The 22,726-nt window shown below is 41.0% G+C and carries 12 protein-coding genes; all 12 read left to right on the top strand.

What is annotated here, in order from left to right:
- The first annotated feature begins 60 nt into the window (after window positions 1–60).
- Window positions 61–11,232, top strand: a complete 11,172-nt coding sequence (locus tag AC2SLO_RS05520; RefSeq protein WP_486543123.1) for a two-partner secretion domain-containing protein — start codon at window positions 61–63, stop codon at window positions 11,230–11,232.
- A gap of 5 nt (window positions 11,233–11,237) precedes the next feature.
- Window positions 11,238–11,660 carry a hypothetical protein gene (locus AC2SLO_RS05525; protein ID WP_486543121.1) on the top strand — a complete coding sequence of 141 codons (423 nt, stop codon included), beginning with the start codon at window positions 11,238–11,240 and terminating at the stop codon, window positions 11,658–11,660.
- A gap of 6 nt (window positions 11,661–11,666) precedes the next feature.
- Window positions 11,667–13,232, top strand: coding sequence for an EndoU domain-containing protein (locus tag AC2SLO_RS05530; RefSeq protein ID WP_486543119.1), 1,566 nt, complete (start codon window positions 11,667–11,669; stop codon window positions 13,230–13,232).
- Between the two features lie 13 nt (window positions 13,233–13,245).
- Window positions 13,246–13,632 carry a DUF5376 family protein gene (locus tag AC2SLO_RS05535; RefSeq protein WP_486543117.1) on the top strand — a complete coding sequence of 129 codons (387 nt, stop codon included), beginning with the start codon at window positions 13,246–13,248 and terminating at the stop codon, window positions 13,630–13,632.
- A 126-nt stretch (window positions 13,633–13,758) separates the two neighbouring features.
- Window positions 13,759–15,519 (top strand): VENN motif pre-toxin domain-containing protein, encoded by a 1,761-nt coding sequence (locus tag AC2SLO_RS05540; RefSeq protein ID WP_486543115.1) that lies wholly within the window; start codon window positions 13,759–13,761, stop codon window positions 15,517–15,519.
- On the top strand, window positions 15,509–16,138 hold the full coding sequence (locus AC2SLO_RS05545; RefSeq protein WP_486543113.1) for a hypothetical protein: 630 nt from the start codon (window positions 15,509–15,511) through the stop codon (window positions 16,136–16,138). The genes AC2SLO_RS05540 and AC2SLO_RS05545 overlap by 11 nt, the downstream gene beginning before the upstream one ends.
- 11 nt (window positions 16,139–16,149) lie before the next feature.
- The gene (locus tag AC2SLO_RS05550) at window positions 16,150–16,323 is read left to right on the top strand and encodes a hypothetical protein (RefSeq protein WP_495637098.1); all 174 of its coding nucleotides are present in this window, start codon (window positions 16,150–16,152) and stop codon (window positions 16,321–16,323) included.
- A 178-nt stretch (window positions 16,324–16,501) separates the two neighbouring features.
- Window positions 16,502–17,956 (top strand): hypothetical protein, encoded by a 1,455-nt coding sequence (locus AC2SLO_RS05555; protein ID WP_486543111.1) that lies wholly within the window; start codon window positions 16,502–16,504, stop codon window positions 17,954–17,956.
- A gap of 9 nt (window positions 17,957–17,965) precedes the next feature.
- Window positions 17,966–18,577, top strand: coding sequence for a hypothetical protein (locus AC2SLO_RS05560; protein WP_486543109.1), 612 nt, complete (start codon window positions 17,966–17,968; stop codon window positions 18,575–18,577).
- 126 nt (window positions 18,578–18,703) lie between these two features.
- Entirely contained in the window at window positions 18,704–20,032 is a 1,329-nt protein-coding gene (locus AC2SLO_RS05565) for a VENN motif pre-toxin domain-containing protein (protein ID WP_486543107.1), read from the top strand.
- Window positions 20,022–20,273, top strand: a complete 252-nt coding sequence (locus AC2SLO_RS05570; protein ID WP_486543105.1) for a hypothetical protein — start codon at window positions 20,022–20,024, stop codon at window positions 20,271–20,273. The genes AC2SLO_RS05565 and AC2SLO_RS05570 overlap by 11 nt, the downstream gene beginning before the upstream one ends.
- Window positions 20,274–20,366: 93 nt before the next feature.
- Window positions 20,367–22,706 (top strand): hemagglutinin repeat-containing protein, encoded by a 2,340-nt coding sequence (locus tag AC2SLO_RS05575; protein ID WP_486543103.1) that lies wholly within the window; start codon window positions 20,367–20,369, stop codon window positions 22,704–22,706.
- The last annotated feature ends 20 nt before the right edge of the window (window positions 22,707–22,726 follow it).

The raw sequence follows: 22,726 nt of genomic DNA on the forward strand, positions 1-22,726 counted from the left end.
CTATCTATCCCTCATACCAATCAAATAATAGCTTAACCATATAGAACAAAGGACACCACTATGAACGCACAATGTTACCGAGTTATCTTCAACAAAGCCCGTGGCATGCTCATGGTGGTATCCGAAGCCGCCCGCGCACAAGGCAAAACGGGTAATCCTGCAAGTACCGGCAGTGATATCAGCCAAGTAGCCGCCAGCTCACAAATCACCAGTACTGCCCAAAGTAGCAAGCTTGATACCCTAAGATCGCACTTACTGCTTGCCTTAGGACTTGCTAGTATCGTTGGCATCAGTAACCTCTCTTATGCCGACAACTCCAAGATTATTGCCGATCAGACAGCGGCTAAAAGTCAGCAAGCCACCATTATCAACACCTCTAATGGGATGACGCAAGTCAACATCCAAACCCCAAGTAAAGCAGGTGTCTCTCGTAACGTCTTTAGTCAATTTGATGTCGGTGCTGATGGCGCCATATTAAACAACAGCCGTACTAATGCCCAAACTCAAATGGCAGGATGGGTTGAAGGCAACCCATGGCTTGCGCGCGGAGAGGCCAAAGTAATCTTAAACGAGGTAAACTCAAGTGACCCAAGTCAATTAAATGGCTTTACCGAGATTGCCGGTAAGCGAGCTGAACTGGTGATAGCCAACCCAGCCGGTATTAGCTGCGCAGGCTGCGGCTTTATCAACGCCTCAAGAACCACCTTAACCACAGGTGAGGCAATGATGACAGATGGCATGCTGACAGGCTTTGATGTGCAAAGCGGTCTTATTCGAGTAGATGGCACAGGGATGAATAGCAGCGACTCTGACTACACCCAGCTTATCGCCAAAACTGCGCAGCTCAATGCCAACATTGTTGCCAAAAACTTAGATGTGATAACAGGCACAAACCAAGTAAGCTATGAGAACGACCCAGAGCAAACCCGTGTAACCCCTAAAGGCAGTAGCAACAATACCCAAACTGGGGTTGCCCTTGATGTCTCAAGTCTTGGTGGTATGTATGCTGGGAAGATTCGTTTAATTGGTACGGATAAGGGTATGGGGGTGACGAATGCCGGTAGTATTATGGCAACCAGTGGCACCTTACAACTTGATGCCAATGGCAACTTGGTAAATAGCGGTAGCCTTATGGCCAATCAAGGTCAAGTTGATATTGATGTTAAGAGCAATCAGGTTAATAATTCAGGCACGATCGCCAGTAGCCGTAGCGGTCTTCATTTAAGCAGTGATAGTCTTGATAATACAGGGGTGATAAGTAGTTACGATACTGCCAAACTACAACAAGTAGGTAGTATTAAAAACTCAGGTAAAGAGGCTGAGATTAGCGCAGGCAGCTTTGATATAACAGCGGCAAGCCTAACGAATACAGGTAAACTGCTACAAACAGGGCAAGGCAACCTGTCAATTGAGACAGCTACCTTAGATAACAACAACAACGCCATCATCGGTCAAAACTTATATCCAAAAGCTGCGACAGAACCGAGTGAACCTGAGGTTATCGCACCGACGACAACACCACCTACTAGTGCTAATAACGGCAGTAACATTAACAGCAGTGACGATACAGATGCTGGCAGTGAGCCTAATACACCTATTGAGCCCTTACCTAGCATCACTAAAGACGGTAGTATTAAGGTAGACACTCTATCTAATACTGACTCTGGGTCTATTTATGCCAATGGCAAGATGGACATACAATCAAATACCCTCAACAATACTCAGCAGTCAAGTATTGGCGTAAGCTCATTAGCCATTAGTGACAATGGATCGGTTAACAACAATGATAGCCGTATTCAATTAGATGACGTTAATTGGAAACTTGCAAGCTTTGATAACCGCAAAGGTCAAATTATTACCAATGGTGGTATTAATATTGACTCAAGTAGTGATATTAATAATGCTGAGGGCACCCTTGCCAGTGCTGCTGACATCAATCTTACGACCACAAAAGATATTCATAACCATAACGGCACTATTCTAACCAATAATAATGTAAGCTTAGCCAGTAAAAACTTGAATAATAGTGAGGGTCATATCAATGCTCAGGGCGCTATTAATATAGATAGCAGTGGCAATCTTATTAATACTAAAGGAAGTATTAGTAGTGCAAAAGACACCACTATTACAAGCGATGCGCTACGCAATAATGACGGTCATATCACCTCACAAGGCAGACTGACTACCAACGCAGCCCATCTCACTAACAGCGGTCAATTATACGGTAAGACTCAAACCACGATTAGCGCAACTGATGCTATTACCAATAGTGGCACTATTGCCAGTGGGGGTCATACAGACATACAGGCAGGTAGTCTTACCCAAACAAGCAGTGGCAATCTTATTGCCGGACTAGATACCCAAGGCAAACTTATTGAAGGCAGTCACTCAGACTTAACCGTCAATACGACAGGTAACCTTGTAAGCCAAGGTCAGCATATTGCCACAGGCGATGTCAGCTTAACGGGAGCAGGTGTTAATTTAGAGGGCAGCACCACCCAAGGCCGTCATATTAACACAGTTGCCCGCACAGGCAGTGTTAATACCAAACATGCCACCTTAACAGCAACTGACACCCTAAGCCTGCATACCGAAGGCACATTAGATAATACCCAAGGTAATCTAAGTGGTCAAATACTTGATATTAAAGCCAGTGCTTTAAACAACACAGACGGCATACTCACCCAAACTGGTAATAAGGATTTAACGCTTGATCTGGATGAGGGCATTAACAATACCCGAGGTGAGATTGCCAGTCACTCAGATAACTTAACGATTAATACTAGTGTGCTTGATAACACAAGCGGTAGCATTGTGCATGCCACTCAAAGCCGCACTGATGATAAGGAGCTGAGTATTCATGCTGATAGCGTTCGTAACACTGACGGCAAAATACTCAGCCTAGCAGATCAAGTTTGGCAAGTCGCTGGTGATATTGATAATACGCAAGGCGTGGTGCAAGCCAATCGTTTTGATATTAGTGGTCGTGATCTTGATAACACCAACGGGCGTATCGTTGCCGTTAAATCTCAAGACAGTGGTCAAGTTAGTAACAACCACAGTAATACTGAAAGCCGCCTAAATATTAAAGGCACGATCAAAAACCGTTTAGATGCTAATACAAGCTCGGATGAAGACCCAACAACAGATAAAGGCGGCGTTATTGCCAGTGATACCGGTCGTTTAACGCTTAATGCCAAGACGCTTGATAATCATGCACAAATCTCAAGTGTCGGCACGCTTGCGATACACACGGATAATCTAGATAACCGTGGTAATGTCTATAGCCAAGATAACTTAGAGGTTAGTAATACCGAACACGTCAGTAATACCGGTAGCCTAGCTGCACAGCGTCACATCACCATCAGTACCAAAGGTTTTAACCAAACCAAAGAAGCTCAGCTGATTGCAGGATTGACAGCAGACAATCAACTAAGCGACACCAAAGCCAATCTGACCGTTAACAGTGATAGCAAACAAATCAATGCAGGCACTAATATCGCCACAGGTGATATGAGCCTTAGTGGTAGTGATCTTGATTTAACCGGTAGTCATAATCAAAGCGGTGCTAATTTAACCCTTAGCGCAACAGATGGCGGCATCCGCCTTGATGCTGCCAATACCAATGTGGCTAATAAAGCGAGCTTAAAGACAAACGCGACACTAAGTCATGATGGCGGCATCCTACAAGCAGGTGCGTTTGATTGGCAAGTCAAAGCGCTGTCTAACGAGTCAGGAACGATTAACCAAACCGGCACACAGGCCTTTGATCTTAAAACAGATGGCGTTATCAATAACGAAAAAGGGGTCATTGGAGGCAATGCAGACAGCTTAACCATAACCACTCAATCTGATATAAACAATCACTTAGGTAAGATAGTACATAGTGGGCAAGATAGTGCCACGATAACGGCTGCTAATATAAATAACGCTCAAGGCGCTATCGTCAGCACCGCAGCGCTCACCAGCACCGCAGAGAATATCGACAACACAAAAGGCAAACTACAAGGGGATACCCTAAGCGTTGCAAGCCAAACCTTAACCAACAATGACGGTCAACTGATCAGTAAAACTGGTGACTTACATCTCAATAGCGCTTTAGTGAATAACCAAGGACAAAACGCCTATATCCAAAGTGGTCGTAACCTTAGCATACAGAGTCAAACCCTTAATAATACAGATAATGCGACTATTTGGGCCAAAGACAATGCCGACATTAGCGCCGCTCACAGTTTAAACAACACCAGTGGTGCGGTTATTGCCAGTGACAAACAGCTTGGTGTCAAAGCAGGTGCACTAACCAATGAATCTCAAATAGCCTCAATATCAAAAAACATCGATATCAGCGCAGGTAGCCTAGACAACACAAGCCAAGCTCAAATCAGCGCTGCAACTGACACTATCATAACCACCGAGCAGGCACTAAACAACCAAGGTGTGATTGGATCAGCGGATAAACTGAATATTAATAGTGGTACTATCGACAACTCAAAAGGCGTGTTATCGGGTGAAGCCATAACTCTAAGCAGTAACTCTGACATTAATAATGACAATGGGCTTATCGCTCAGACGAATGTAGACAAGGTACTAACTATTAGTGCTAAAGGTGAGATTAACAACCAAAACACCAAAGTAGATGTTACAGATGAGCAGAATAAGGCCACTCAAAAAGGTATTTTAGCCAATGGTGCCGCGGACATTAGCGCAGGTAGTTTAGACAACCAGTCAGGTCATATAGCAGCTGATTCATTAGAAGTTAGTCTAACCTCCGCTGATACTATCAATAACGCACTAGGTCAAATTCAAGCTAGCAAAGATCTTAATTTAACAGCGAATAACAGTACGCAGCTTAACAACCAAGGCGGTAAAGTCCAAGCGGATCACGTTAACCTAACTGTCGGCTCAACAGACAGCGGACGTATTGATAACAATACTGCAGATAGCCTGATTCAGGGCACAGCAAACGTCAACATCACAACCGGCGTGCTGGATAACCAAAACACTCAGCAAGCAGGTGATAATAAAACGCAAGGCGTTATTGCAGGAGAAGTATTAACCATTAGTAGTAGTGGTATTAATAACCAAAAAGGTCAGCTGCTCTCAAACAATGCGATAAATATCAGTGCATCAACTCAAGTAAACAACCAGTCAGGTACTATTCAAAGTAATGAGATAACCATAACAGACAGTAATAGCCCTGATGGCAGCACAGCCAATCGACATCTCATGATTGATAATAATGCAGGTCGTATTGCAGCCAGTAAAGATGTGGCACTAATTGCAAAAGGCTTTAGTAATGAAGGCGGTAACATCCTAGCAAACAGCCGCGCTGCTATTAATATGATTGATGACATTCACAACACGGGTACAAACAGCATTAATGCCAATGACGTGGCATTAACCACACAAGGCGGGTTTATTAATACAGGGGTGCTATCAGGACAAAACGCACTGATTATAAACGCGGCCGCCATTGACAATCAAAAAGATGGCGAGCTTAGTAGTCAAGGCATAACGCAGCTGACAGCCACCACTAACATCGATAACCGAGGGCTGATTAATGGTAGTAACACCTATCTGAAAGCAGATGGCAGTGTCAGTAACTATAGCCATGGTCGTATTTATGGCGATCATCTAGCTATCGAGGCGAATACCTTGAATAATACGCCTGATGTGTTTAGCAAAACTCAAGTTGACTCATGTGAGCCAGGGCCTGGTTGTGTCATAGAAATAACAAAAGGATTTAATAATGTATATGGCTGGAGTGATGAGGAAATAGCTTATTATAAAGATAATTATCCATCAGTTTATAACCCATTAGTCACTGAGGAGAAAATCTATTATAAAGTCAGCTCAGAGCCTGCTCCTGTCATTGCAGCACGAGAGCGGTTAGATATCGGTGTTGAAACGCTTAACAACAATCCTAACCAAGCTCGATCGGGTATCTTTAACAAAGACTTTAATGGACAAGCCAAAATCATCAGCAATGGTGAGATGCACATAAGCGGCAGTTTAGATGCTAATCATCATGCTACTGGCAAAGCTAAGACAGTCACTAACAAAGGCGCCAGTATTGAGTCTGTTGGTGAGATGAGTATTAGTACTGATACGCTTAACAACGTGAATGCTGACTGGGTAGTTCAAAGTATTGAGGTAGCTAGAAAGGATAATGTTGAACAATATGCTAAAGAAGAATATGCTAATAATGAAGATACTAAAAAATATAAACAAGATGAAGTATATTGGGATGGAAATGGTGAAGACTTATATGTTATAGGAAGTAATGAGAAAATAGGAGAGGATTATTATGAATTTAGATTTAATGAAGTTACTTATAAAGATGAGGTAAAAACATCGGATCCCTCACGTATTGTCTCAGGTAAGAATCTAACCCTTAATGGAGATACGTTATTAAGTAAAAAAAGTCAAATCAATAGCGGTGAGAACTTCGAGATATTGGGTGACCAATTAGATAATGATCTTGAAAGAAATGTGGGTTACACCAAAAATCATGTTGAGGATGGAAGTATTTACTGGCGCTGGATTGAATCATGTGGATTTTTAGGTGGCAAACACTGTAAACGTGATAGGTATGTCGCACCCTATATATCAGAGCCTGAAATCGTTAGTACCTATCAACTGCCCATCCTAAACCAAGACATAGATAAAACTGTCATTGCTTATAAAGATGGCAATACATCAGATATTAAAAATCTTGACAATATTAAAACCGCCATCGAAACCCTTAACCAAGGAGCTAAGACAGCTACTGGACAGACGGATAATCCTACAGTCAATAGCACCAGTCTTGAAGATGCAGCCAAGCTATTAGCTGAGTTTGCCAAAGCAGATAACAGCCGTTTAACTGATGATCAAAAGCAGCAACTGCAAGCCCTGCTTGATGCACAAAAAAAGGGTAACACCATTGACAATATTGCTGCACAAGACTTAATCAATAGCCTTAACGACACTATAGCGCAAAGCGCATCAGAGGAGATACGCAGTAGTGGTAATAGCCCAACCGTGCCAAACTCTAGCCTATATGCCATTAACCCTGACAGTAAAACTAACTACCTAATAGAAACTGACCCTGCTTTTGCAGATTATAAAAAATGGCTATCCTCAGACTACATGCTGCAGCGACTCAGTCTAGACCCAAGTGTCACTCACAAGCGTCTGGGCGATGGCTACTATGAGCAGCAGTATATCCGTGACCAAATCATGGCACTAACAGGGCGCTACTACCTAGGCGACTACCGCAGTAATGATGCCCAGTATAAAGGGCTAATGGATGCCGGTATCACCATGGCAAAAGCGCTTAACCTACGCCCTGGTATCGCTCTAACTCCTGAGCAAGTTGCAAATCTTACCACAGACATCGTCTGGATAGAGGAGCAAAGCATTACGCTTGCAGATGGTAGCACCCAAAAGGTACTGGTTCCTAAAGTCTACACCCGTCAAGCCGCCTCACAAATAGATGGCACAGGTAGCCTCATAGCGGCAGAAAATCTCGTTGTCAATGTGACCGGTAACGTACACAACCAAGGCCAACTGGTTGGTCACAACCGTGTCAATGTTCAAGCACTTAACCTCACCAATGAAAACGGCGGCGTTATAGCCGGCGACTATCTACAGCTAAACACCACCGAAGACTTGACTAACAAATCACTCATCAAAGCTGGCAGCGCAGCAAGCTTTAACGTTGGTGGTAACTTTAACAACCTAAGTGATACTTATAGCACCAGCTCAACACAAGGCTTAAGCTTTGGCAGTCGAACTGGCATCAGTCAGCTTGCCACCATCTATGTTGGTGATGGTCTAAAAGGACAAACTGATGCAAACGGCAAACCGCTTATCACCTTTAATGCCAATGTCGGCGGTAACACCACCTTTGAAGCTGGTGTCCTTGACAACCAAGGCGGCAGTACCCGAATCAACACCAAAGGCGATACCAAGCTTAATGCCGTGAACACAGGCTATCAAACCAATGCCATTGGGGATGCCAACAACTACTATAAACAAGGTGAAACCCGTGATATCGGTAGCCGTATCACAGGCACAGGCGATGTTACCATCCTCTCAGGTGGCGACATCACAGGAAAAGCTGTCACCCTAAGCTCAGATAATGGCACAGTCGGTCTAAAAGCCGGTAATGACATCACTCTAACCGAAGGACGTCACACCAAAAACCTATCTACTGGCATTAAAATCACTGACAAAGGCCTGCTTAGCAAAACCACCACCCAAAACCGATTTGACAGCCAAAGTGACACCGCCATCAGCAATAGCATCGAGGGCAACAAAGTCATCTTTGATGCAGGTAACAACGTGAACCTGACGGCCACTAATGCTGTTAGCGATAAGGGTACCTCTATAAAAGCGGGTAATAATGCCAACATTTTAGCGGCACAAAACACCTCAAGTAAAAGTAGTGAGAGCAGCACCAAAAAATCAGGTGTGTTTAGCTCAGGGGGACTTAGCCTAACCATAGGTAAGCAAAAAACAGAAAATGACAACACCCAAAGCGCACTGACCCATACCGCCAGCAACATCGGCGCGATAGACGGTAACGTTAGCATTAGTGCCGGCAACCATATCCAGCAAACAGGCAGTAACGTGATTGCAGGAATAGGTGATCGTCAATCTGTTGACAGTAGCGATAAAGAGCGTGGCAACATTGTCTATCAAGCCAAAGCGGTTGATATTGACAACGAGATGGATGTCTACACCAACCAAAATCAGCAAAGATTTAAACAAAGCGGCTTAACCGTCTCTGTATCAAACTCGCTTATCGATAGCGCCCAAAATATAGACAACCTCATCAATGCCGCAGGCAATACCCGTAGCCCTCGTATGAAAGGCTTAGCAGCCATCAGTGCAGGACTAAAAGTCAAAGGATTAGCTGAACAAGGCGGCGCAGCTTTAGAAGCTGTAAAAGCTGGCAACCTAAAAGATGTAGGCTCAACCCGCATACAAGCCACCATAGGCTCAACCAAGTCGCAATCCAACTCACAAAGCTATAGTGAGCAAAGCCAAGCCTCAACTATTCAAGCTGGGAACAACCTTGCCATCATTGCTACAGGCGGTGGCAAAGACAGTAATATCAACATCAATGGCAGTGACATCAGCGTCGCTAATAATGCCCTATTTAAAACAGAAAATGATTTAAATATAAACGGCGTGGCACAAAACGAGCAAACACGTAGCACCAACAAAAGCTCAAGCTTTGGAATAGGGGCTTATGCCGCTACCAACCCAGGTGGAGAGACAAGCGCAGGTATCACCCTTAACGCCAGTGGCGCTAAAGGCCATGCCAACAGTGACGCAACCACTTATGCCAACAGCCATATAAATGTGGGCGGCACCACAACATTAGATATCGGCAATGATGTCAATATCAAAGGCGGTGTACTCACCACAGACACACTCACAGGGCAAGTGGCAGGGGATCTAAACGCAGAGAGCCTGCAAGACACTTACCAGTATGACAGCAAGCAGAAAAACGCAGGGTTTAGTGCCGATATTGATTTAGCAACAGGAGCAGGCTCTAACCTATCAGTCAATGGTGGTAAGACTAACCTTGATGCCGACTATGCCGCCGTCACTGAGCAAACGGGTATCTATACCCAGAAATCAGACTTAAAGGTTGGCGGCAAAGGCAGCTTTAAAGGAGCCGCGTTCACCACAGCCACAATTGATGACAACCAAACCATCTTTGAACAAGGACTTGAAGTTTCAGATATTCAAAACCATAGCAATTATGACGGTGAGTCGATATCCGCTAGTCTTACAATCGGTAAAGCTAAAGACACCAATCCTGAACCCAGTATAAACGGTATAGGCTATGGCACAGATAGCGATAGTCAAAGCAGTATTACTAAAGCTGGTGTGACAGGTATGGCAGGACAGTCTGAGGTCACTACGGCTACTAAAGATAGCTTAAATGAGCTACTGGTCAATAGCTTTGATGCGAGCAGCGTTAATGAGGAGCTTGGTGCTCAGGTTGAGATAACGAGGGCTTTTGGGCAGGAAGTACCGAAGGCGATTGGGGATTTTGCAGGTAATAAGCAAGTTGAGCTTTTAAGACAAGGTAAATTCGAAGAAGCGGATAAATGGGCAGATGACGGTATTTACAGAGTTGCTCTGCATAGTTTAGTAGTTGCTATTGCAACAGGAAGCATTGATGGTGCTGTAGCCAGTGGCACAACAGCTGTATCCGTACCTGCTTTGGATAATTATCTTAAAGAACAAGGATTAGATGATACTGCTAGAGAAGCAGTATTGTTAGGGTTCTCAGCGAGTGTCGGTGCTAGCATTGGTGGTGATACAGCCAGTACTGTCACTAGTTTTAATCAGACGGATAATAATTATTTGCTACATTCAGAAATGAGAGCTTGGTCTAAAGCTATTAGAGACTGTGGTACAAATAAGCAATGTATTAGTAATAAAAATAAATATTGGATTGATCAATCTGATACTCGACAAGCTAAACTCAATAATGTATGTATTACAAATTATAACGCTAGTCAATGTGCACAGTTAAGAAAAGAGTATTTTAGTATAACGCAGACCAAAATAGATCCTAGGATGTCTGTTGTAATTTCACGGCCAGGAGGTTTTAAGGCAGCTTCACACGTACAAACTCAAAATGAGTCGGCAGAGCGTATATGGAGCGAGATAAGCAGAAATAACCCTAATAACTCTACTCTCGATAATATTGGATGGACAGTTCATGGAGCATATAAAGATAATGTCTCTACTGATGGTGCAGTCGGTGGTACGGGGATAAAAAATAGAGTTGGGGCTGTTGTTAATATTCAGAAACAGTCACAACATGAGACGGTTAGTGGTAGAAATATTGGGGTAGGAAGAGGGTTAAGCGGGAAAAATTGGAGTTTTAATCCTACAAAAGATGTTGATTTACGAGGAACATCTGCAAATTATAGAGACGCTTTGGATTTAGCTTTTCAAAAAACTGGTGTGCCGAAATCAAGTTTCCGTGTAACAAAATGGGGTAAGGATAAGAATGGTAAATCTATTCCTACTGAATATGTGGGACCTAATGGAGCTAACGTAAATTTAGATATACCAAAGTTAAATAATGTTAAAAGTAATGGTCAATTAGGGGAAGGTCCGCATGAGCCACATATTGGTTATCAGACTCCTGGGAAGGGGGTGGACCGAGTCAGAGGGCACATATTTGTCGATTATATTCCAACAACAAGGAGATAGATTTAATGTACATAATCAATGAGCTGGCGAAAAATTCAGAGATTATAGGTCTTAAATATTGTGTTATAGAAGGGCAAGAGGCTAAAGAAATAATATCTAAAGTTGTAATGAAATTTAAACCGCTAAAAACAAGTGGTCATTTGTCCATATCTAATAATAATGGTGTTATATCTTTAGATGATAACGAATTTACTTATACACTTCCAATGAAGAAACAAAAAGGTTATTTAATTTTTGATCAAGAAGGAAGTGATAGAAATTTAGTTTTTGTAGTCGATAATATTCAAAAAGTAGGCGAGTTAATGGGCGAATCTTTCGGAATTGAATATTTTTTATTTGACGAAAGATTAAATTTTTTAATAGCTGTGAATTGGTATGTTATTGAGGTATCTGGTGAATGTGAAGAACTTAAAAGTCTAATAAAGTAAATAGGCTTGGGTTTAAGCAACACCGAAGGTAAACCACAAGCCAACCTAAACGGTATTGGCTATGGCACAGATAGCGATAGTCAAAGCAGTATTACTAAAGCTGGTGTGACAGGTATGGCAGGACAGCCTGATGTCACTACCGCTACTAAAGACAGCTTAAATGAGGTATTGGTTAATAGTTTTGATGCCAGTACTGTCAATGAAGAGCTTGGAGCTCAGGTTGATATTACGAGAGCGTTTGGACAGGAAGCACCGAAAGCGATTGGGGATTTTGCAGGTAATAAGCAAGTTGAGCTTTTAAGACAAGGTAAATTCGAAGAAGCTGATAAATGGGCAGATGACGGTATTTACAGAGTTGCTCTGCATAGTTTAGTAGTTGCTATTGCAACAGGAAGCATTGATGGTGCTGTAGCCAGTGGCACAACAGCTGTATCCGTACCTGCTTTGGATAATTATCTTAAAGAACAAGGATTAGATGACACTGCTAGAGAAGCAGTATTGTTAGGCTTTTCAGCTAGTGTTGGTGCTAGCATTGGTGGTGATACAGCCAGTACGGTGAGTAGTTTTAATCAGACGGATAATAATTATTTAAGTCATAAGCAAATGCAAGCATGGATTGATGCTTTAAGTGTTGAAGGGATTAGTCCAAGACGTAGGGATCAAATTAATAGCTACTATCTGAAGCTTGATAGAGAGCAACAAGCAAGCTTTATTAATGATTGCCAAACTAATTATAATTATCAGAGATGCGCAGTGCATGTTAAAAGGTTTCATGAAGGTAATACTTATAAAGGTAATACACTTTTTGATCCTAACTTATATACTAAGGTTGAAAAGTTAGGAAAACTTAAGACAGGCTACTTAAAAAATACTGTTACAGCTCATAATGATTATGTTTTTAGTAATAATTCAAGACGGGAAGGTGATGTAGCGTATAGACAAGATGGAGTTGCTGGGGTTATAGCTCAAGGTGCGATAGGTGTTGGTGCTTCGCGTGGAGTGAAAGCAATTAAGGGTGGAGATAAAAGTAAATCAACTAATGCAAGTGACAATAATATTGGCAGAAATAATCCCAATTATGATAAGTCACGGCATGAGGCGATTAGTGGTCGAAAGTCAGATAATTACCTTAATCAACAGGCGAGTAAAAAAGTATCTCAAGTAACGGCACCTATTGATTTTGATGGGCATATTTTTAATGGAGAAATTAAAAGAAATGGTAGTGTGGTAGGAGGGCACTCAACAGCAACTAGCGATGTTAAGGTATTAAATGTGGTAAAAGTTCCTGATAAAAATGGTGTATATGAAGCCAGAATAGCTGTTTCCGATCCACATAATTCAGGTCGCTATATACCAAAAACAAATAATGGTGGTAAAGCAACTATGTTTCCTGACAACTGGACAAAAGATAGAGTAAAAGTTGAAATTGATGGGGCATATAAGAATAGAATTACTCACCCAGATCCTAATAAAGCGAGAAAAGGTATGTGGTACGGACGTACTCCATCTGGAGTTGCTGTAGAGGGGTATAGCAGCCCAAATACTACCGTGTACCCAGTTTATAATAAATAGGAATCGATCAATTATGAATTTTAAGTTTTGTTATTTTAAATTTCTTGACTCTGAAGATTTAACTCCCACTATCTGCACTAGCGAATCAGAAAATGATGATGAAAATTTAATCTCATCATATTTTTTAGATGATGGTGGAGCATCATTAGAGTCACATATTGAATATTTGACAGAGTGTTTAAAATATTTAAAAAACACCTCGATATATAATGCAGATATTAGCAGTAATTCTTATGGTGTTGAGCTATATAACAATAATGTAAAAATATTTTTTTTATATAGTGAGGATGAGGAGGTTATAGTAGATCGCTTTAAATTAGCAGAAGTTTTGAATGCATGGATTTTATTCTTGAAAAGAGAACCAAAAGAAGAGTATGAAGAGATTGTCAATATAGATTAGAAGTCAATACAAATAGGCTTAAGTATTGGCAACACTGAAGGTAAACCACAAGCTAATATGTAGGGTGCAGGCTATGGCAGTGATGGTGACAGTCAAATCAGGACAACCAAAGCTGGTGTAACAGGTATGGCAGGGCAGGCTGATGTGACCACTGCTACCAAAGACAGCTTAAATGAGGTATTGGTTAATAGTTTTGATGCCAGTACCGTCAATGAAGAGCTTGTAGCTCAGGTTGAGATAACGAGGGCGTTTGATCAAGAGCGTCGTAAGATAAAGACAGAGCTTAATAAAGATGAGAAAAAGCTTCGAGATGCCGCTAAAGAGCAAGAAGCATTAGGTAATTACACAGCCAGAGATGCTTTACTAGAACAAGCAAACGACATACAACAAAAAGCTTTATTGTTTGACGGTATCAGCAGTGCTTTATATGGGCCAAACGCTAATGGTGCAACAGGTTATGTTGCCAAAGCGGTAAGTCCCCAAGTGGCTTATAAAATTGGACAATACTTTAAAGACAATGACGTTCAAAACAGTATAAATAAAAACAAAGACCTTGCAGGAGTTAACAGCCCACAGCATCTACTCGCCCATGCACTATTAGGAGCAGCGGTAAGTGCTGCTACAGGTAACGATGCCTTAACAGGTGGCATATCTGCAAGCTCAGGGGAGGTCACTGCTACCTTACTGTCAAAATATATCTATCAGGTTGATGACTCAAGTGAGCTAACCGCTGAACAAAAGGACACCATTAGCAATATTACTACCTTAGCTGGTGTAGCAATAGGCGCTTCGACAGGTGAAGTCACTGATGCAGTGAATGCGGGTGAGACGGCAAAAGTGGCGGTTGAGGATAATAGCTTAAATACTATTTATGATGATAGCTGGTTAAAAAGGAATATCACTTATTCTTCATTTAACGATGCAATTGTGAAGTGTAAGAATACAGCACATGGCTGTTCGGCAGTCATTAAGAAATATTTAGAAGAACATCGTATCAATCATAAAAAGTTAAAACAACAATGTGGCGATGGTGGCTTTACTTGTCCACAATGGGAAGAGCTTATAGGTGCAAGTTTTCGGACAGCGGAGAAATTGGAAGACCCTGATGCCAGAAAAATCGCACTTATAATGCTTTCTCAGGATTTATTAGTGTTAGGCGAAGGCATTGGTTGGGAAGATAGAGCTTATAGTTATACTACAGATCCTTTGGCTGCAATCACACTTCTTTTAACTAGAAGACCCTCTAAAACTGGACTTACTAAACAGCAAGTTCAGCAAGCATTCAAGAATGCAGGTATTGTTTCTGGTGGCAGTATGGCAATGGACGCAGCCATGCAACAACTATTAACTGGGAACATAGATAGTACGCAGTTAATAGCTATGGGTGTGTCAGGAGCGATTTTTGGAGTAGCTTCGGGTACTGGGCAAGCTGGTAAGTATTCTACTACCAGTACTAATGCTGCAAAAAATACACAGACCTATTTCCGTGTAGAAGGTGGGGGAATAGGAAATAAAACGAGTCAAAATAGAATATGGGTAAATAATGATGGCACAATTACTATCAACCCAGGATGTAAAGGACAATTGTGTGTAAGTACTAAAGGACCTGAACATGCAAAATATTATTTAAGTGAGAAAAGACCAGGCGGTAAGGTAGTTGTATTTGAGGTTGATGCTAAGACACACCAGCAAATAATAAATAGTGTTATAGAACAACGATATGCCTCAAAGTTTCCTAATGCGCCTAAAGTAACAGATAAAACAACGCCTGGATTTTCTCTGGAGCTACCAAAAGTATGGAACGAAGTCTTAGAAAAAAATTCCTCAAATGCTAAAATTTTAACTGAAGAGCAATTTATAAAGGAGTTTGGAAAATATGAAAAATAATATGAGTATTGAATGGGATAAAGACAGTATTTTTGAATATTCTACATGTATAGCAGTTCTTATTAAAAATAGAGTTTTCAGTTTTATTTATAGCTATAAAGAAAATTTTATTTTAAACATGAAGTTAGATTTAGATTTGGATTTAAAAAATGGGAAGTTAAGCAAAAAAGATTATGATGATGAGCTAAGCAAAGGGTGTTATAGAGGAGGAATTTGGCAACTCAACTCTGATAACTTCGAAGAGTTTTTAGCATTAGATGAAGTTATGATATTAGAACCATCTTGTTTAAAATACTTGTTCTTTCAAGAGTTTGATGAATTAGAGCAAGCACAACTATACAAACTTGTAGAAGATAAACTAGCACATAACACAAATATTCCTTGTAATGGCAATCCAAGTGATTTTAAAAAGATTAATCAAATAGCGTCTAGGCTCCCACTTTTTTATATAAATTTCGATACTAAGGTTTACTTACATATGGATTGGGATAGAAGTCATGAAGATTACGTTTATGAAGGATGGTTTGCCAAAGCATTAGATTTTGGTTATCTAATTCCTGATAGTGAATGTTATTGGAAAGTAAACGGTAGAGACTTCTGGAAGTTCAGCAAAATATAGGAAGTCTCGAAATTAGCGCCAGCAGTCTTGATATTACCGCAGCAAGCTTAGACAACTCAGGTAAATTATTACAAACTGGTTCTGGCAAACTGTCTATTGCCACCAGCACACTCAATAATACCAATCAAGCCATTATCGGTCAAAACTTATATCCTAAAGCAGACTCGGGGGGGGGACTGTATTAGTAGATCACAGAACGGCTGCAACTATGGCGGTGAGTCGATATCCGCTGGACTGAATATTGGTAAATCCAAAGACACCAATCCACAAGCCAATCTAAATGGTATTGGCTACGGCACAGATAGCGATAGTCAAAGCAGTATCACTAAAGCCGTGGTCACAGGTATGGCAGGTGAGTCACAGGTGACTACGGCTACCAAAGACAGCTTAAATGAGCCACTTGAAAACACCTTTGATGCGAGTACCGTTAATGAGGAGCTTGGGGCTCAGGTTGAGATTACGAGGGCGTTTGGACAGGAAGCATCGAAGGCAGTTGGGGATGTTTCAAGCTATATGCAGCTTAAGATGATTGATAAAGGTGATATTGACGCTGCTGACAAATGGGCAGAAGGAGGTAGTTATCGTGTTGCTTTGCATAGTTTAGTAGTTGCTATTGCAACAGGAAGTATTGAAGGCGCTATAGCCAGTGGTACAACGGCTGTATCTGTGCCTGCCTTAGATAATTATTTAAAAGAACAGGGATTAGATAACACTGCTAGAGAAGCGGTATTATTAGGCTTTTCTGCTAGCGTGGGTGCTGCTGTTGGTGATGATACAGCCAGCACCGTGAGTAGCTTTAATCAGACGAATTATAATTATTTAAGTCATAAGCAAATGCAAGAATGGATTGATGCTTTAAAGAAAACAGGGAGTGATCCAAGACGTAGGGATCAAATTAATAGCTACTATCTGAAGCTTGATAGAGATCAACAAGCAAGCTTTATTAATGATTGCCAAACTAATTATAATTATCAGAGATGCGCAGAACACGTCAAAAAATTCCATGAAGGTAATACTTATAAAGGTAATACACTTTTTGATCCTAACTTATATTCTAAGATTGAAAAGTTAGGGAAACTTGAGACAGGCTACTTAAGAAATACTGTTACAGCTCATAATGATTATGTTTTTAGCAGTAATTCAAAACATGAAAATGAAGTTGCAGCTAGAGAAAGCCCGTTTTCACCTATAGCTCAAGCTGCTGTAGGTGTTTGTGCTTCGCGCAGCGTAAAATCGATTAAAGGTGCAGATAAGAATAAGTCAACAAAAGTTGCAAATGCTAATAATATCGGTAAGAACAATCCTAATTATAATAAGTCACGACATGAGGCGATTAGTAGTAAGCGAATACTTCCTACACCCTATGAAAAACAAAAGTTAGTTGATGAGCATTCGAAAAACAATTCATCGCCTTTAACAAACGCAGGAGCAGATAGAATTATTGATCTTACTACTCCACCTGGTAGTAAAGTTAAAGTTATGGGAGATAACGTATCTGGACCAGATATAAAAATTATATCAAATACTACGAATAAAATAGTTACTACAGTTCAGGTTAAATCAGTCAATGGTAACCCTAGAGCGTTTGAAAAGCGTGTTAAAGAGGATTTAGCTAAGTCTTTAGCATCAGGTCAAGGAAGTAAAATTATTGCTGTACAAGTTCCGAAGAATACACCGTCTGCTGATGTTAATAATTTAAAAGGTAAATTAGGAAACTTCACAACAAGTTCAGTTCAAGGACGACAGATTGTCGTAGTAGATAGTGGTGGAAAGGTGATTATACCCTTACAACCAATGACTAATTTTTCTAGAAAGTAGGAGTGTTGAATGAGTATTCCTTATAATTATGTAAATATTGAGACATTTAAAATGTTGTATGTAGGTGAAGCTAAGTTTTCAAGTAGACATTGGGGACTAATGGATCATGAAGGAGTGTCTATAAGGTTAGACTATTTAGGATATCCTGAAGAAAAGCGGTGTTATTTACCTTATTTTTTATTAAAAAAGCTATATACAGCTTTTGACAATATTGGGCAATATACTGGTATATTATTTCCTGGTGATTTATATGAGATATTTATTAATCAAATATTTACTTTTGAAGAAAGTGAACAAGCTCACGATAATAGAGAGGGCTGTTTTACATTAAATACTTATGATGACGAAGAAGGTTATATACACCTCTTGCCTTTATTGCCAGAACTTAAAAATCAGGAGTTATTAAAAAGCCTAGCTAATGATCCAACTCTTGATTCAGAATTATTGTTTAAGCTTTTAAGTAGGAATAAATTAAAAGGTAACATACAGAATGGCAATTTTTATAAATACCGTCATCCTAGATGGTCATTAGAATGGCTTAAATATTGTGAAAAGCTTGTAGAATCGAAATCTAACCTCAAGATACTAGATTATGATAACTTTTTAATATTGCCTGATTAAATCTGTTTAAGGGCTATATAAATATAAGTCTGATTAGCCTCATATTGCAGATATGGTCTGGATAAAGAAGTAGACAATCTTGCAGATGGTAGCATATAAAAGGTACGAGTTCCTAAAGTTAGAAGAATGATCGTTAAGCGTCGTAAGATTAAGACCGAGCTTAATAAAAAGGAGCAAGAGCTTCGTGATGCTGCTAAAGAGCAAGAAGCATTAGGTAATTACACAGCGAGAGATGCTTTACTAGAACAAGCAAACGACATACAACAAAAAGCTTTACTCTTTGACGGTATCAGCAGTGCTTTATATGGACCAAACGTCAATGGTGCAACAGGTTATGTTGCCAAAGCGGTAAGTCCACAAGTGGCTTATCAAATTGGACAAGTATTTAAAAAGAATGATCTGGACAATGCTGCTAATAATACAAATCTGGCAGGCGAAGGTAGCCCTGAACATCTATTAGTCCAGGCCCTATTAGGTGCAGCAGTTAGTGCTGCCACAGGTAACGATGTCTTAACAGGAGGTTTAGGCGCTAGTGCTGGAGAAGGCACAGTTATTCTATTATCTAAGTATATCTACAAGGTAGAAGATCCAAGTGAATTAACCGCTGAACAGAAAGACACCATAAGTAATATCACTACCTTAGCTGGTGTAGCTATTGGTTCTACCACGGGTGAAGTCACTAATGCCGTAAATGCGGGTGAAACGGCGAAAGTGGCGGTTGAGGATAATGGAATAGAAAACGTATTGCTTCCCCATGAAATTGATGAAATAAAAAATAATCCTAACTATTCTCGAGAACAACTGGAAGCCATTCAAAGGATTCCTGAAACGATAGGTAAGTTAAACATTGTGTTTAAGAAGAACGATAAAGGTCAGTTTATCGTATGCGTGCCTTATAGTAATAATAGTTGTGCCCCTAGGTCTAACGAAAGATATGCTAGTTCTCAAGAAGTCAAACAGGGTTTTCAAGATTTCGCTTTAGATGTTGTTCCAATTCCAGGTGGTACAGGTGCTGCAGTTGTTGTCAAAAAGACTGGTCAAGTCGTTGGAAAATATAAAGATGTCAGAACTGCTAAGAAAGCAGCTAATGACGCAATGGAGAAAGCTCGGATTGAGAATAATGTTTATCGTGACTCAGAATACGGTGCTAATTGGACTTCAACAAAAAAACTCTCAAGTAACACTAATTTAGCCTCTCATTGGCAGAAGCATAAGAATGAGTTTCCAGATCTTAAATCGCCAAATGATTATTATAGATTCGCAACAGATTTTGTTAGCAACCCTCCTGCTGGAACTTTAAAGAAAGTTAGAAAGAATGGTGATACTATTTTATATAACCCTCAATCAAATACTTTTGCTGTAAAAAATAAAGACGGTACTCCTAGAACAATATTTAAACCAAATCCTTCTGAACATAAATTTAATAATAACATGGAATATTTTAATGCCCAATAGCATGATTCATACTTGTAAAATTTGTGGTTATACTAATAAAAAATTTACTCCTTGGGGATCTGATGGTATGCACCCAATGTTTGAAATATGTCCTTGTTGTGGTATAGAGTCTGGATATGAAGATATATCTTTAGAGTCGATAGAACATCATCGAAAGAAATGGATGGAGTCTTTTAAATACAAATCAAATATCAAATATAGATATCAATTGGAAAGATACTTAGAACAAGCAGTAAAGTAGCTTATAAAAGGAATTGAGCTACTGGATAAACAGGGCAAACCGCTTATCACCTTTAATGCCAATGTCGGCGGTAACACCACCTTTGATGCAGGAGTGCTTGACAACCAAGGCGGCAGTACCCGAATCAACACCAAAGGCGATACCAAGCTTAATGCCGTGAACACAGGCTATCAAACCAATGCCATTGGGGATGCCAACAACTACTATAAACAAGGTGAAACCCGTGATATCGGTAGCCGTATCACAGGCACAGGCGATGTTACCATCCTCTCAGGTGGCGACATCACAGGAAAAGCTGTCACTATCAGCTCAGATAATGGCACAGTCGGTCTAAAAGCCGGTAATGACATCACTCTAACCGAAGGACGTCACACCAAAAACCTATCTACTGGCATTAAAATCACTGACAAAGGCCTGCTTAGCAAAACCACCACCCAAAACCGATTTGACAGCCAAAGTGACACCGCCATCAGCAATAGCATTGAAGGTAACAAAGTCATCTTTGATGCAGGTAACAACGTAAACCTGACGGCCACCAATGCTGTCAGTGATACCGGTACCTCTATAAAAGCGGGTAATAATGCCAACATTTTAGCGGCACAAAACACCTCAAGTAAAAGTAGTGAGAGCAGCACCAAAAAATCAGGTGTGTTTAGCTCAGGGGGACTTAGCCTAACCATAGGTAAGCAAAAAACAGAAAATGACAACACCCAAAGCGCACTGACCCATACTGGCAGCAATATCGGCGCGATAGACGGTAACGTCAGCATAGAAGCTAGCAACCATATCCAGCAAACAGGCAGTAACGTCATTGCAGGAATAGGCGATCGTCAGTCTGTTGACAGTAGCGATACAGAGCGTGGCAACATTGTCTATCAAGCCAAAGCGGTTGATATTGACAACGAAATGGATGTCTACACCAACCAAAATCAGCAAAGATTTAAACAAAGCGGCTTAACCGTCTCTGTATCAAACTCGCTTATCGATAGCGCCCAAAATATAGACAACCTCATCAATGCCGCAGGCAATACCAGCAGCCCTCGTATGAAAGGCTTAGCAGCTATCAGTGCAGGACTAAAAGTCAAAGGATTAGCTGAACAAGGCGGCGCAGCTTTAGAAGCTGTAAAAGCTGGCAACCTAAAAGATGTAGGCTCAACCCGCATACAAGCCACCATAGGCTCAACCAAGTCGCAATCCAACTCACAAAGCTATAGTGAGCAAAGCCAAGCTTCAACTATTCAAGCGGCGAACAACCTTGCCATTATTGCCACAGGCGGTGGTAAAGATAGCAATATCAACATCAATGCCAGTGACATCAGCGTCGCTAATAATGCCCTATTTAAAACAGACAACGACTTTAATATAAACGGCGTGGCGCAAAACGAGCAAACCCGCAGCACCAACAAAAGCTCAAGCTTTGGAATAGGGGCTTATGCCGCTACCAACCCAGGCAAAGGTGCAAGCGCAGGTATCACCCTTAACGCCAGTGGTACTAAAGGCCATGCCAACAGTGACGCAACCACTTATGCAAACAGCCATATTAATGTGGGCGGCACCACAACATTAGATATCGGCAATGATGTCAATATCAAAGGCGGTGTACTCACTACAGACACACTCACAGGGCAAGTGGCTGGTGATCTAAACGCAGAGAGTCTACAAGACACTTACCAGTATGATAGCAAACAAAACAATGCAGGCTTTAGTGCTGATATAGACCTCTCAGGTAATGCTCAAGCTAACAGCCTATCCATTAACGGTGGCAAGACTAACCTTGATGCCAACTATGCCGCCGTCACTGAACAAACGGTTATTTATACCCAGAAAGCAGACTTAAAGGTTGGCGGCAAAGGCAGATTCAATGGCGCTGCCTTAACCACAGCCACCATTGAAGATAACCAAACTGTCTTTGCTCAAGGCATAGAAACCTCAGATATCCAAAACCACAGCAATTATGACGGTAAAGCCATAGCTGCTGGTATTAGCATCGGTAAAGCTAAAGATACCAACCCTGAAGCCAACCTAAACGGCATTGGCTATGGCACAGATAGAGATAGTCAAAGCAGTATCACTAAAGCCGCGGTCACAGGTATGGCAGGGCAGGCTGATGTGACCACTGCTACCAAAGACAGCTTAAATGAGGTATTGGTTAATAGTTTTGATGCCAGTACCGTCAATGAAGAGCTTGGTGCTCAGGTTGATATAACGAGGGCTTTTGGCACAGAAGCACCAAGGGCGGTTGGGGATTTTGCTCAAGAAAAGCAAATTGAGCTTTTAACGCAAGGTAAATTCGAAGAAGCTGATAAATGGGCAGATGACGGTATTTACAGAGTTGCTCTGCATAGTTTAGTAGTTGCTATTGCAACAGGAAGTATTGATGGCGCTATAGCCAGTGGTACAACGGTAATCACCCCAAAAAATAATAACACGTAAAAGTAGAAACTAACTGCTAA

It is taken from the genome of Psychrobacter sp. CX14, from assembly GCF_057396205.2.